The following is a 13,108-nucleotide window of genomic DNA, read 5'->3' as shown; positions in this document are numbered from 1 at the left end:
GTACATGCAAGCTTCCTGTGTTGAATTTCAGATTGCCAAAATCATTAAGTAAGCAAATGTAAAAAAAGGAGTACAGATAAAAATCTGTCCTCCTTTTTTTGCGGGGTCAATAATTGTTAGCGCTGATAGGACGAATAAACGAGCTTAGTTGAATTTCTGAAGAAACAGGAATTGCTTGCAATCATATAAAGGATCCAACCCTTTATATGAAAATACATTTATTCCAGAAGAAATTCATTTTGAAATACCAACATCACTTGGTAAATATTTTTTTGTTAAGGATTATTGATTAAACAGATGTTAAATAAGGCTTTATTTGACTAATAAAGTAGGTGAATTGATTAAATGAGCACCAAAACAAGCTACCGTTTGACTAACAAAGTAGGTTAATTGATTAAATGAGCATCAAAACAAGCTTCCATTTGACTAACAAAGCAGGTTTTTTGATATAAGACGACGTTTCTAATTAATATATATATATAAATGGCCTTTTTCATAATTATATTCCTCATATCTATTGATACCTTTAGCATAATAAATAAGGGAGTAAAAAAAAGAAACCTTCCTAATATAGCGACAAAACCTAGATGATCCAAATATAGGCTTGCTAAATTTTGTTCTCATGCTAGTCAATTAGATGCTTAACATAAAGCCTGATGTTTGGAGGTCACATCCTTTGTTTTGATAATGAATCCTCTCATTTATTTGAATAAAAAAAACAGTATAGTATAATAAAAATATAAGATTTTTAACGATCAAATTAGCAATAATTCAGCGATTATAGCGACGATAAGCATACTAGCAAGATAAAAGTTGAACAAGTTGGTGCAGTTAATTGAATTAGAGGTGGGGGCTAATAAAATGGAAAAAGATGCAGAAACTCCTAAGAATCGTGGTGGGCAATACATCAAGAGCATTGTCTATGGGGGATTAGACGGTATTATTACAACTTTTGCTGTAGTAGCAGGAAGTGTTGGTGGAGAATTATCCTTTAAAGTTGCTTTGATTTTAGGCTTTTCAAATCTACTAGCTGATGGCTTTTCAATGGCGGTGGGAGATTTTCTTTCAACAAAATCACAAAATGAGTATGAAAAAAATATACGGTATAAAAAGCAGGTAGATATAACGCAACACCCTGAACAGGAAAAAGGACAGCTGATGAATTCTCTTGTCGAACAAGGAATCAATACAAATGATGCCAACTTACTAGTAGACACACTTGCCAAGTATGATAAACCATTCGTAAACCAGGTGATGAAATTGGAATACGGCTCTAATACCACAGAAGGTTCACCTGTAAAAAATGCAGTAGTGACTTTTTTGTCTTTCAGTATCTTTGGTGTAGTCCCACTTTTGATATATGTATTAGCGATGTATATACCAAGCTTATTGGATAATAGTTTTTTTATTGCATCTATCCTTACTGGAATGACATTGTTTAGTTTAGGAGCGATGAAATCCAAAGTTATCCATACTAATTGGCTGAGATCAGGTTTTGAAATGTTACTAGTGGGCGGTCTGGCTGCTCTAGTTGCTTATGTTGTTGGTGCTTTTTTAGGAGGGCTCTAATAAGAAGAATGGTGAAACTTAATTTAAATGAAATAAAAAATATGAATGGGTCGCTAAATGAAATGAAATGGACCCTGTGTCAAGGACATTTTAAAAAAGAGACCTCATGAAACACTCAATAAAAGCTGCTCCCTGTAATGAACAGGGGGCAGTTTTTTCAGATTCCATTGTCCACGTTCATTGTTGTAATAGTCCATATAATCAGTCACAATTGCTCGAAGTTCTTCCAAATTCCCACAATCTTTATACTCTATTTCATCTTTCAAATGTCCAAAGAACGACTCTTGTGGAGCGTTATCCCAACAGTTCCCTCTTCTGGACATGGATTGCCCTAACTGATTATCAGCCAATTTCTTATGGAATTTAGGGCTGGTGTAATGGACTCCCTGATCTGAATGGATAAAGGCATCTTTATGTAGCGTTGTGCTATGGGCACTCATTAATAAATCAACCGTTGTTAATGAAAGATCAAGTTTTAAACTGTCAGACACATAGTGAGCTAGAATTTCTTTCGTTGTTCCATCTTTTACAGTTGATAAATAACCTATAAACCCGCCGGTTCCAGGTAAATAAGTGATATCTGTTAATAAAACTTTATGGGCTATTCCTTGATCAAACTGACGTTTCAACTTGTTCTCAACAGTGCTGTGTTCTTTGGTGGCTTTTGCCATTCTTTTATAGGGGTTTGCTTTACGAATAGGACAGAAGATATTAAATTTCCTCATCAGGCGCTGTACTTTTTTACGATTGACGGTAATGCCCAGAACGTTTAGGAAGTACATTACGATACTTCGAGAACCTTTCTCGTAACCACGGTAGTTATAAGCTTCTTCAATTTGAGTTCTCCAGACTTGATCTTCCTCATCACGTGCATTTCTACTGTCTAAACTTTTAACATAATTGTAGTAACCTGAACGAGAAACACCCAACGCTTTACAGGCATCTATGAGGGTTCCTGTATAGGAACCCTTGGTTTTCATTTCATGGATCCTTGAAAAGATTCTGCTAATCTTTTCGCTGTTTTCTGGCCTCCTTTCGCTCCATTCTGATTTTTTTAACAAGTCATTTTCTTGTCCTAATAATAGGATTTTGGCCTGTAACTTTTCAATTTGTTGTTCAAGTGTTAATGGTGTTTTTCGAGGTCTGCCTGAACAATCTTGTCGTGTATCTTTCAATGCCAAAACACCATTATCACGGTATCTTTTTCGCCATTTACCAGCGAATGATCTTATCCTACTTTTACCAATCATTTCCGGATCAAATCCAGCTTCAATAAATAGTTGCTTAGCCGTTTTTGAACCCAATGATTCTGAAACAAAGTAGCGTTTAAACTCATCGGAATAAGTAATACTTTTCTCCGATACATTTTTAACGTATGGGTTTGCTTTTAAAATTTGAATTTGTTCTGGTGTAAATGTTAATTTTGACATTTATCCGCTCCTTTCTGCACGAAGTGCAAGTATTAACCTATTCTTCTTTATATCAGTATACAAAAATAGACCCTATAGAGAGCACCTTTTTTTGGTGTCCATTCTATAGGGTCCATTTTAAAAACATTTAGCGGCTTATTTTTTTCGAGGAATTTCCCCTCATCTTACTCTAATGTTTTTTTAATTTGAAAGAAAAGATAATTTGGCTAAAGAACCTGGTAAATATAAAGAAACTAATTAAACACGAACATTGAATATTAAAGATGAATATATATTCGTTATTTTCATTGCCCGTTCTTTTATAAACAGTTATACTGATTTATATAGAATCATTAATGTTAAGAAATAAAGGGAAATGTACAAGTTTTTAAAGAGGATTTGTGCCTTTTTTATTTTCTAAGGAGGAATTACTGTATGGCGAAAAAAATCCCGTATCTAATCCTAGCGCCGGGGTTTATCTTATTGATTTTATTCTTGTTGGTACCTCTAGTGTCAGTCATCTGGCCAACTTTTTATGATGGAGCCTTATCATTTGACTCTTATACTTCTTTTTTTCAAGACTCATATAATGTAGGAGTTTTTGTTCGTACCATTCGTGTTTCACTTATTGTGACGGTCAGTTGTATTTTTTTAGGTGTCCCTACGGCCTACTATATAGCTGGAACAACACCGAAGTGGAGAGGACTACTAATGTCACTCACGTTATTTCCAATGTTGACTAATTCCGTCATTCGAAGTTTTGCTTGGATCAATTTACTAGGACAAAACGGTGTGATCAATAAAGTGTTGTCTAGTATTGGAGTTATTTCTAAACCATTAACCTTATTATATACAGAATTTTCAATTGTTATTGGTTCAATATACTTGTTTTTACCAATTTTGATTATTACATTAGTAGGCATAATGGAAAATATCAATCCAGAAATTATGGAAGCAGCTGAAACACTTGGAGCTAGTCGTATAAAAGCATTCATTAAAGTAGTTTTGCCATTGAGTAGTCCTGGAATTATTGTAGGAAGCATTTTAGTGTTCACAGGAACTCTAACGGCTTATACGACCCCTCAACTGCTTGGAGGTAACCGAAATATGATGCTGTCAACATTTCTTTATCAGAACGCAATGACTCTAGGTAATTGGAAAGATGCAAGTGTCATTGCGCTGCTTATGATTGTGACCACTTTAGTTGTAATGAAAGTTTTTAACTTGATCGCCAATCGAATCGATAAGCGAGGTGAACAAGATGCGTAAACAAAGAGGGTTATCGTTAGTTGCAGGAGCGGTATTTGCTTTCCTATTCATTCCCTTAATTATTATAACAATAACAGCATTTGGAGAAAAACCGACCATTCAATTTCCTATTACTGGGTTAACCTTTAGTTGGTTTGCAGCTGTTTTTGAAAATCAATCTTTCATAGATAGCTTCTTATTAAGTTTAGAAATTTCTCTTCTTGCAACTTTATTGGCCTTAGCTGTTGGGATCCCAGCTGCTTATGCATTAACAAGACAAGCTGTTAAAGGGAGAAATTGGATCAAAAGTTTTTTCTTATCGCCAACCATCATTCCGGGTGTAGTAGTAGGATATTCTTTATTTCAATTTATTGTTATTCGTTTGCAGGTACCTATATTCCAAGGTTTATTATTGGGACACTTTTTAATTAGCATACCGTACATTATCCGAGTAGTAGGCTCTAGTTTAGAACAACTAGATTTTTCAATAGAAGAAGTAGCCTGGACTTTAGGAAGCACTAAGGTAAAAGCTTTTACTAGTATCGTGTTACCGAACATCTCTTCCAGCATATTTGCTGCCTTCATGTTGGCGTTTATTAACTCTTTTAATAATATACCTGTTTCGCAATTCTTATCTGGTCCTGGAATTTCACTGTTACCCACTACTTTAATGAATTATATTGAATACAATTATGATCCAATTGTTTCTGCTTTATCGGTCCTTTTAATGCTGGGAACGATTATTTTAATGTTTTTGATTGAAAAAACACTTGGGTTAGCAAAAGTAGTCTAGTAAATGATTTATATAATAGATAGGTAAGCTACGGCAAGGGTGAAAAATTCAAATGCTTACTGTAAATGACAAAATTTTAGTTGAATATCCTTAAGGAGGACATGTACTGTTATGTCATTTGTTGACTTAGAAAATATCCGTGTTAGTTACGATGGGAAAAATAATATATTGAAAGAACTGAATCTTTCCATGGAAAAAGGGGAGTTGGTCTCTTTACTAGGGCCATCAGGTTGTGGAAAAACTACTACTTTACGGGTTATTGCAGGTCTGATTGAACCTAATGACGGAACCTTTACTGTAGGTGATACTAATTTGACAAAGATCCCGGTTCATAAACGCAACTTCGGTATGGTCTTTCAAAGTTACGCTTTGTTTCCACATTTAACCGTGAAAGAAAATGTTGGTTTTGGGTTGAAGATGAGAAAAGAAAAAAAAGACGATATTGAAAAAAAGGTACAAGCCATTTTAGCGGCTACGGATCTATCTGATTACGCTGAGCGTTATCCAAAACAACTTTCGGGGGGACAGCGTCAACGTGTAGCTCTTGCTCGAGCCTTAGTGATTGAACCTCAATTATTATTGCTAGATGAACCCTTAAGTAATTTGGACGCTAAATTGCGTATCAATATGCGCATCGAAATCAAACGAATTCAACGCAAATTAGGTATCACAACAGTTTTTGTTACACATGATCAAGAAGAATGTTTCTCTATTTCAGATAAAGTAGCGGTCATGAACAACGGAGTCATTGAGCAATACGATTCTCCTGAAGAAATCTATAAAAACCCAAAAACAGAATTTGTAGCTCGCTTTATTGGATTTGAAAATTTTTTTGCTTTAACAAAAAAGGGTTCGTATTCGTATACAACAGTCGATGGAACACAGATTGAGACAGTTCATACAGCAGATAAGAAACAAGTAACCGGAACGATTCGTCCAGATGATATTGAAGTTCTTGCTTACGCTCCAGAAGCACCGGCTAATAGTTTGTCAGGAACTATCCAAATGCGTACTTTTTTAGGAAACAGTTACCAGTATGAGATAGAAACAACTATTGGAAAGCTCTTAGTCAATGATGCTCAGATACAAGCCTACCAAGTTGGAGATAAAGTTCGTTTAGTTATCCCAAAGGAAAAGTTAGTTTTAGTGTAAGCAACTACAAAAAGGGGGATTTTAAGTAATGAAAAAGAAAATGGTATTGGCAAGTTTAACCGCAATGAGTGCACTAATGTTGGGGGCATGTGGGCAAGAAGCAAATGGAGAGAATAAAGAGAATAAAGAACTAGTGATCTCGACATTTGGATTAAGTGAAGACGTTATGCAAGAAGATGTATTTGTACCGTTTGAAGAAGAATATGGAGTGGATATTGTGGTGGAAACAGGTACGAGTTCTGAGCGATACACTAAATTTGAAAGCAATCCTAACTCTACTATTGATATTATTGATTTACCTCAATCCAATGCTTCTCAAGGAGCAGCTGAAGGATTATTTGAAGAAATCGATACAGAAAAGATCCCAAATTTAGCTGATTTGATCGATAGTGCAAAAGTTTTAAGTGAAAACGGTTCTGGAGCAGCGTATACCGTAAATAGTATTGGAATCATTTATGATGAAGAAGCTGCGGGTATGAAAATCGACGAATTTTCTGATTTATGGGATCCTTCACTTGAAGGGAAGATATCGATTCCAGATATTGCCACAACTTTTGGACCTTCTATGATGTACGTAGCTAGTGAATATAAAGGTGTAGACATTACAACCGATAATGGAGCAGCCGCTTTTGAAGGGTTGGAAGAACTCGCTCCGAATGTTGTTAAAACGTATTCTAAATCGTCTGACTTAGCCAATATGTTTCAGTCAGGTGAAATCGTTGCAGCGGTGGTAGGTGATTTTGCAATTCCAATGATCTCTGAAGCTCAGCCATCTGTTCAATATGTTGTTCCTCTTTCTGGAACGTATGCAAATTTTAATACTGTAAATATTAATACTAATTCTGAAAACAAAGAAATGGCTTATAACTTTGTAAACTGGAGATTAAGTGAAGAATTACAAATGATCACTGCAGCTTCTTTAAATGAGGCTCCTACGAATGAAAATGTTGAATTAAGTGGAGAAATTGCTGAAAATAAGACATATGGTGAGATTGCTGAATTAACAAAATTGGTTGATTTTGACTTTGTAAATACGCAAATGGACGATTGGATCGATATGTGGAACAGAACGATGAATCAATAGATCAAGGTCTGCTAAAAAAATAACCTCTTTAAGAGGTTATTTTTTTAGCTTGGGAGGTTAATAGAAAGGTGGGAACGGTATGAAAGTAGATACACTTATTACAAACGCTCAAGTATTTAATAGTTTTTTAAAAGTATTTGAATTGAAAAATGTTGCCATTCTTAATGGTAAATTTTTTTCAATGGGAATAGACATTCTAACAGATCTGAAACCAACTCATGTAATTGATGCAAAAGGAAGCTACATGATCCCAGGATTGATTGATATCCATATGCATATCGAAAGTTCCATGGTACCTCCTGCTATTTTCTCTAAAGCAGGTTTGTCTCATGGCGTAACAACGGTTGTTGCAGATGCTCATGAAATAGTGAATGTGTTTGGAGTTGAAGGTATGAATGCATTTATGGATCAAGAAACGGAAATGGATATCTTTTATGCGATCCCTTCTTCGGTCCCTTCAACTACTCCAGAATTAGAAACCACTGGTGGTTTTATGGGAGTAGAAGAAGTTCAACAACTATTGAACCACCCTAAAGTGATTGCTCTTGGAGAAGCCATGAATTTTGACGGTATCGTAAATGATCCAGATTCTTTGATTCGTCAAATTTTGCATACCGTCCAAAAAAAGAAACCCTTTATGCCGATTGAAGGACATGTACCTTTAGTATCAGGATCAGAGTTAGCGAAATTTATGTATCAAGGTATAACGGCTGATCATACACAACAGAGTCCAGAGTCCATTTATGAGAAAATTAGTAGTGGCATGTTTATTGAACTGCAGCACAAATCGATAACTAAAGAAAATATGGCAGCCATCGTTCAAAATCATTTTTATGAATATTGTGCTATTGTGACGGATGATATTATGGCAGACGAGCTGCTGAATGGTCATTTGAATAAGAACGTTCAATTGGCTATTGAAGCAGGTCTGCCTATTGAACAAGCAATATATATGGCTACGTATACTCCTGCAAGACGGATGGGTTTCCAAGACCGCGGGGCAATTGTTTCTGGTTTTAAAGCTGATTTTATTCTGGTGGAAGCCTTAGAAAAAATGGAAGCTTCAGCTGTTTATAAAGCTGGAAAATTAGTGCATGAAAAGGGAAGTGAGATAGGCTACCCTGAAAAGAAACCTTATTTCCCTGATTCTTTTTATTCTTCCGTACAGTGTGAAAAAACTGGACGAAGTGATTTTCAGATACGAGCTGAAGGAAGTTCAGCAGTTTGTAATGTGATTCGTATAGCCGAAGTAGGAACATTTACGGAATGTATCCAAATGGAACTGCCAATAAAAAAAGGTTATTTAGACTGGGAGTCAAGTGGTTTAGCGTTAATAGTAGTAATGGAACGCTATGGAAAAAACGGGAATAGAGCATATGGCTTAGTTGAGAATGCACTGACAGAAAAAGGAGCAATAGGAACAACATGGGCACATGATCACCATAATTTAATGGTTATGGGAACGTCAATTGCAGATTTAATAGTAGCACAAAATAAGTTGGTTGCTATACAAGGAGGCTATCTGACGGTTCAAAATGAGCAAGTGGTCAGCTGTTGTCCTCTTTTGATCGGAGGAATTATCAGTGATGCACCTGTTCAAGTTATTGGACAACAATTAAACGAGGTAAGACAAAGCATGGTTGCTTTAGGCTACTGCAACTCTAACGTGATCATGTCATTTTCAACGTTGTCTTTACCGGTTTCTCCGGCTATTAAAATTACGGATAAAGGAATGTTTGATGTACGCAGTCACTGTCCAATTCCATTACTGGAGGAAATTAGATGAAGACTCTAATAAAAAATAGCCATATTTTAACGATGGATGAAAAACGAACAGAATATTCTGAAGGTTATCTAATAATAGAAGATCGTATAATTTTAGAAATTGGGTCCTATGATCAATTAATACAAAAAGAAATCGATTTTGATGAAGTGATTGATGGTCATCATACTATTACGATTCCTGGAATGATAAATACGCATACTCATATTGGAATGATTCCCTTTCGCTCATTAGGAGATGACTGCCCTGATCGATTGCATCGTGTGCTATTTCCATTAGAAATAGCTTGCATGACAAAAGAGTTAGCATATCATAGTGGCAAATACGCAATTGCAGAAATGCAATTGGCTGGTATTACTACGTTTACCGATATGTATTATTTTGAAGATGCTCTGGCACAAGCTACTGATGAGATGAAGTCGCGAGCTATTTTAGGTGAAACAGTTGTTGATTTCCCAACTTGTGATACCCCAATAGCCCATGGCGGAATTGACTATGCAAAAAAATTCATTCCAAAATGGCTCAATCATGAGTTGATCACACCAGCTATTGCACCTCATGCCCCAAATACCAATGATCCAGAATCATTGAAAGCAGCTGCTGCGCTAGCAGAAGAATACGGGGTTCCAATGACCATGCATATAGCAGAAATGGATTATGAAATGAACCATTTTAGCGAAAAGTATAACGCTACACCTATAGCATTTTTACAATCAATCGGCGTTCTTAGTCCTCGTCTTATCGCGGCTCATTGTATCCATTTATCAGACCAAGATCTACAGATTTTAAAAAAGGAAGGTGTAGGTGTGGCTCATTGTATTGGAGCCAATACCAAGTCGGCTAAAGGGATTGCTCGCATAAAAGATATGCTTGAATTATCAATTCCAGTAGGTTTAGGAACAGATGGACCTAGCAGCGGCAATACACTTGATTTATTTACACAAATGAAATTAGTTGCTAATTTTCATAAAACAAATTTACACGATAGAAGTATTTTTCCTGCCAAAGAGATTGTTGCAATGGCGACTATTGAAGGCGCAAAAGTATTAAATATGGCAAATCAAATCGGCTCTTTGGAAGTAGGAAAAAGAGCTGATATAGTATTAGTTGAAACAACTTCTGTAAATATGTTTCCTATTTTTGATGCTTATGCAGCACTAGTTTATTCTGCAAATGCGTCAAATGTGCAAGATGCCTTTATTAATGGAACGTCAGTAGTTCGAAACAAAAAACTGGTGAATAATGATTTATCTGCTTTACGTTCTAATCTAGCAGCTGAAATGACGTTTTTTTCAAAAAAAGCTAAAGAGCTAACTTAAGAAAATAAAAAATCATGCTTTAGACTGATACATTGTAGCGAAAATGAAGCTATACTAACTGTATCCAAATTGAATGGAGGTCATGTAAAGATGAAGTTGAAAACAAAACAAGCCAAGACCCCAATGGCACAAGTGAAATCGCTGATCCTTTCTCTATTTAATACAAAAACAAGTGGGAAAAAGAAACTAATGGTAGCGGGAATCATTCTATATATTATTAGTCCCATCGATTTTGTCCCTGACTTCATCCCTATAGTTGGATATGCAGATGACGTTATCTTACCGATTCTTTTCCTAGTTGCTAATAAGCTGCTTTCAGATGATACACAAATGAATTCTACTCAAGTAAGAAAAGAAGCTGAAAAAGTGTAACCATATGTTAAACAAAAAAGAACTTCTAAATATTAGGAGTTCTTTTTTGTTTGAAATTGATCTTATTTTCTCTTTTTAAAAATTTGTTATATAGGTTCTACAAGAAATGGTGTGGATGCTTCAAAAAAAATTCTTCTGGAATGGACGGGTTTGCTTGTGGAGAGCCAAGGGAACGCCTGAAGCCTAAAAGAAAGTTGTCATGGTTGTTGCTGCTTTAGCAGCTTACAAACATGATACACTTGGGCGTTATTTGCCCACAGTACTTCATTTTAGGCTACAAGCAACCCTACTCCTCCATGAATTTTGGGTAAGCAATGCAATTAGATTAAGTCTATCAACACCAAAAATTATACAGCCGTTATATATGGAAACGGTTGCTTTATTGAGCTGTTTTTAGTACGCTTTTCATGAAGCCATAAGGTGCTTTTTTAAAACTCACTATAGAACGGGTAATTGAGAATGAAAGGAAGTTTGAAAAATGAATAATTTTAAAGCATTATGGGCTGATGTAAATGAAGCAGGAGAAGTTGTAACAGAAGTAAAAGTGTTGTCAAAAAATGATTTGCCACCAGGAGAAGTACTTATCAAAGTGCATTATTCTAGTGTGAATTACAAAGATGCACTTGCAGCGACAAATAGTAAAAGCGGAGTTATCCGCTCTTATCCAATCGTTCTGGGAATTGATCTGAGTGGTGAGGTAGTAGAGTCTACAACAGAAGATCATCCAATCGGTGAGAGTGTCATTGTAACGAGTTACGGTTTAGGCATCAATCATTTTGGTGGATTTAGTGAATATGTTCGTGTTCCAAAAGAATGGGTAGTGAAGTTGCCGCAAGGTCTAAGCTTAAAAGAAGCAATGATCATCGGAACAGCTGGTTTTACAGCTGGACAATCTGTTCAGGCTTTAGAGAAAAATGGATTAGAAACAAACATGCTTCCCGTTCTTGTGCGAGGTGCTACTGGAGGAGTCGGCAGTATGGCTATTCAAATGCTTTCTAAATTGGGTTACTCTGTTGAAGCTGAATCGCGTAAAAAAATAGCACAACAGGATTATTTAATAGCTATTGGTGCGAACAGAGTAATCCACCCAGATGAGGCGCATTTAGAAAAACGCAAGCCATTAGCTAAGCAAAGATGGCAGGCAGTAATCGACCCTGTTGGAGGAGAGTACCTTTCCGATTACCTTGCGCAACTTGCCCTAAATGGTGCAGTTGCTTTAAGTGGAAATGCAGGAGGGGTAAAGTTTGAATCTACCGTATTGCCATTTATTTTACGAGGAATCGGTATCTATGGAATTAATTCAGTTGATTTTGAGTTGACCAAACGAATGGCATTGTGGGATCGTCTTGCAACGGATATGAAACCAGAACAACTGGAGCGTATGATCGATCATCAAGTCACACTCGAAGAATTGCCAGAATCTTTTTCTAAAATCATAGCAGGTAAAATGAAAGGAAGAATTTTAGTTAAAATAATAGCATAGAAAACATCCCGTTTTTGCTATTTATGATTCTAAAGACAATAAAAATAGTGTTGCTGAGTTTGTTTACTCACCAACACTATTTTTTTAGTCCAAACAGTTAGCCATTTTAAATGGCCCAGTTGACTAGGGTAACTCATGTCATTTAGTTTATGCTTCTTTCTTTTTGATAACCATAAAAATAATTGCACCAGCTGTAACAAGCATAGCTACAAGAATTGGTGCACTACTTTCAAGTCCTGTTTTTGCAACTGTTGCTTCTTCCATATCAACTTCTTGTAATGTAAAGTCTGAAGGAACTAAAACAGTATCAATAACATGGACAACACCGTTTGTTGCTTCAATATCAGTTTGAGTGATCATAGATTTATTGACCATTGGATCTCCTGAAAGATCAAACGTCAACTCTTCGCCATTTACAGTTGGTGCTGTCATTCCATCTGTTAAATCAGAAGCCAAAACTTTTCCAGAAACAACATGATAGGTAAGAACTTTTGCCAAGTCAGGTTGTGCCAGCAATTCTTCTGCTGTAATATCTAATTCCGTTAATAGCTTTTCAAATGCTGCATTAGTTGGTGCAAATACAGTAAATGGGCCATCTCCTTGAAGTGTTTCAACTAGTTCAGCTTTTTGAAGAGCGGACACAAGGATACTGAAATCAGGGTTACCTAGAGCGACACCGACTACGTCATCTGTAACATGACTTTCTGCATTAGCAGTTGCGGCAAAAATTGGCGATAGTAACAGCAGAGTGACAAGGGAAAATGCAATCTTCGAAAACTTTTTCATTTCTATCCATCTCCTTTGTGACAAAGTTATATTTTGTTATCTCTGTCTACATAAGTTATAATATCATCATAATGTAATCGATGTCAAAAGATAACTCCGAGGAAAAAGAA

Annotated in this window: 11 protein-coding genes; 9 read left to right on the top strand and 2 right to left on the bottom strand. The window is 36.0% G+C overall.

What is annotated here, in order from left to right; all coding sequences use genetic code 11:
• Nucleotides 1–861 precede the first annotated feature (861 nt).
• The gene (locus tag BR50_RS03805; protein ID WP_034546422.1) at nucleotides 862–1,569 is read left to right on the top strand and encodes a VIT1/CCC1 transporter family protein; all 708 of its coding nucleotides are present in this window, start codon (nucleotides 862–864) and stop codon (nucleotides 1,567–1,569) included.
• A 104-nt stretch (nucleotides 1,570–1,673) separates the two neighbouring features.
• On the opposite strand, the gene BR50_RS03800 is transcribed toward BR50_RS03805, so the two are convergent.
• Complete coding sequence (locus BR50_RS03800) at nucleotides 1,674–2,999, bottom strand: IS3 family transposase (RefSeq protein WP_034545653.1); 1,326 nt, start codon at nucleotides 2,997–2,999, stop codon at nucleotides 1,674–1,676.
• 414 nt (nucleotides 3,000–3,413) lie between these two features.
• Between BR50_RS03800 and BR50_RS03795 the strand changes: the two genes are divergently transcribed.
• The 8 genes from BR50_RS03795 (at nucleotide 3,414) to BR50_RS03760 (ending at nucleotide 12,212) form a co-directional block, all read left to right on the top strand.
• Complete coding sequence (locus BR50_RS03795) at nucleotides 3,414–4,247, top strand: ABC transporter permease (RefSeq protein ID WP_034546420.1); 834 nt, start codon at nucleotides 3,414–3,416, stop codon at nucleotides 4,245–4,247.
• A complete protein-coding gene (locus BR50_RS03790) occupies nucleotides 4,240–5,019 on the top strand; it encodes an ABC transporter permease (protein WP_034546417.1) in 780 nt (259 codons plus the stop codon). Before BR50_RS03795 ends, BR50_RS03790 begins: the two co-directional genes overlap by 8 nt.
• Nucleotides 5,020–5,130: 111 nt before the next feature.
• Nucleotides 5,131–6,171, top strand: coding sequence for an ABC transporter ATP-binding protein (locus tag BR50_RS03785; RefSeq protein WP_034546408.1), 1,041 nt, complete (start codon nucleotides 5,131–5,133; stop codon nucleotides 6,169–6,171).
• A gap of 28 nt (nucleotides 6,172–6,199) precedes the next feature.
• Entirely contained in the window at nucleotides 6,200–7,255 is a 1,056-nt protein-coding gene (locus BR50_RS03780; RefSeq protein WP_034546406.1) for an ABC transporter substrate-binding protein, read from the top strand.
• Nucleotides 7,256–7,334: 79 nt separating this feature from the next.
• Nucleotides 7,335–9,041 carry an adenine deaminase C-terminal domain-containing protein gene (locus BR50_RS03775; protein WP_034546403.1) on the top strand — a complete coding sequence of 569 codons (1,707 nt, stop codon included), beginning with the start codon at nucleotides 7,335–7,337 and terminating at the stop codon, nucleotides 9,039–9,041.
• On the top strand, nucleotides 9,038–10,357 hold the full coding sequence (locus BR50_RS03770; protein ID WP_034546401.1) for an amidohydrolase: 1,320 nt from the start codon (nucleotides 9,038–9,040) through the stop codon (nucleotides 10,355–10,357). Before BR50_RS03775 ends, BR50_RS03770 begins: the two co-directional genes overlap by 4 nt.
• A gap of 90 nt (nucleotides 10,358–10,447) precedes the next feature.
• Nucleotides 10,448–10,729, top strand: a complete 282-nt coding sequence (locus BR50_RS03765) for a YkvA family protein (protein WP_051905729.1) — start codon at nucleotides 10,448–10,450, stop codon at nucleotides 10,727–10,729.
• Nucleotides 10,730–11,207: 478 nt separating this feature from the next.
• Complete coding sequence (locus tag BR50_RS03760) at nucleotides 11,208–12,212, top strand: acrylyl-CoA reductase family protein (RefSeq protein ID WP_034546399.1); 1,005 nt, start codon at nucleotides 11,208–11,210, stop codon at nucleotides 12,210–12,212.
• 147 nt (nucleotides 12,213–12,359) lie between these two features.
• On the opposite strand, the gene BR50_RS03755 is transcribed toward BR50_RS03760, so the two are convergent.
• Nucleotides 12,360–12,998, bottom strand: a complete 639-nt coding sequence (locus BR50_RS03755; RefSeq protein ID WP_074200248.1) for a fasciclin domain-containing protein — start codon at nucleotides 12,996–12,998, stop codon at nucleotides 12,360–12,362.
• Nucleotides 12,999–13,108 lie beyond the last annotated feature (110 nt).

The sequence above is a fragment of the Carnobacterium alterfunditum DSM 5972 genome (assembly GCF_000744115.1).
Classification (GTDB): Bacteria; Bacillota; Bacilli; order Lactobacillales; family Carnobacteriaceae; genus Carnobacterium_B; species Carnobacterium_B alterfunditum.
This window is presented reverse-complemented; position numbering and strand designations above follow the sequence as displayed.

Bases quoted from the DNA above. Each gene is read 5' to 3' on its own strand.
- BR50_RS03800 (WP_034545653.1), bottom strand. From the start codon at position 2,999: ATGTCAAAATTAACATTTACACCAGAACAAATTCAAATTTTAAAAGCA.
- BR50_RS03775 (WP_034546403.1), top strand. From the start codon at position 7,335: ATGAAAGTAGATACACTTATTACAAACGCTCAAGTATTTAATAGTTTT.
- BR50_RS03785 (WP_034546408.1), top strand. From the start codon at position 5,131: ATGTCATTTGTTGACTTAGAAAATATCCGTGTTAGTTACGATGGGAAA.
- BR50_RS03790 (WP_034546417.1), top strand. From the start codon at position 4,240: ATGCGTAAACAAAGAGGGTTATCGTTAGTTGCAGGAGCGGTATTTGCT.
- BR50_RS03805 (WP_034546422.1), top strand. From the start codon at position 862: ATGGAAAAAGATGCAGAAACTCCTAAGAATCGTGGTGGGCAATACATC.
- BR50_RS03755 (WP_074200248.1), bottom strand. From the start codon at position 12,998: ATGAAAAAGTTTTCGAAGATTGCATTTTCCCTTGTCACTCTGCTGTTA.
- BR50_RS03760 (WP_034546399.1), top strand. From the start codon at position 11,208: ATGAATAATTTTAAAGCATTATGGGCTGATGTAAATGAAGCAGGAGAA.
- BR50_RS03770 (WP_034546401.1), top strand. From the start codon at position 9,038: ATGAAGACTCTAATAAAAAATAGCCATATTTTAACGATGGATGAAAAA.
- BR50_RS03765 (WP_051905729.1), top strand. From the start codon at position 10,448: ATGAAGTTGAAAACAAAACAAGCCAAGACCCCAATGGCACAAGTGAAA.
- BR50_RS03795 (WP_034546420.1), top strand. From the start codon at position 3,414: ATGGCGAAAAAAATCCCGTATCTAATCCTAGCGCCGGGGTTTATCTTA.
- BR50_RS03780 (WP_034546406.1), top strand. From the start codon at position 6,200: ATGAAAAAGAAAATGGTATTGGCAAGTTTAACCGCAATGAGTGCACTA.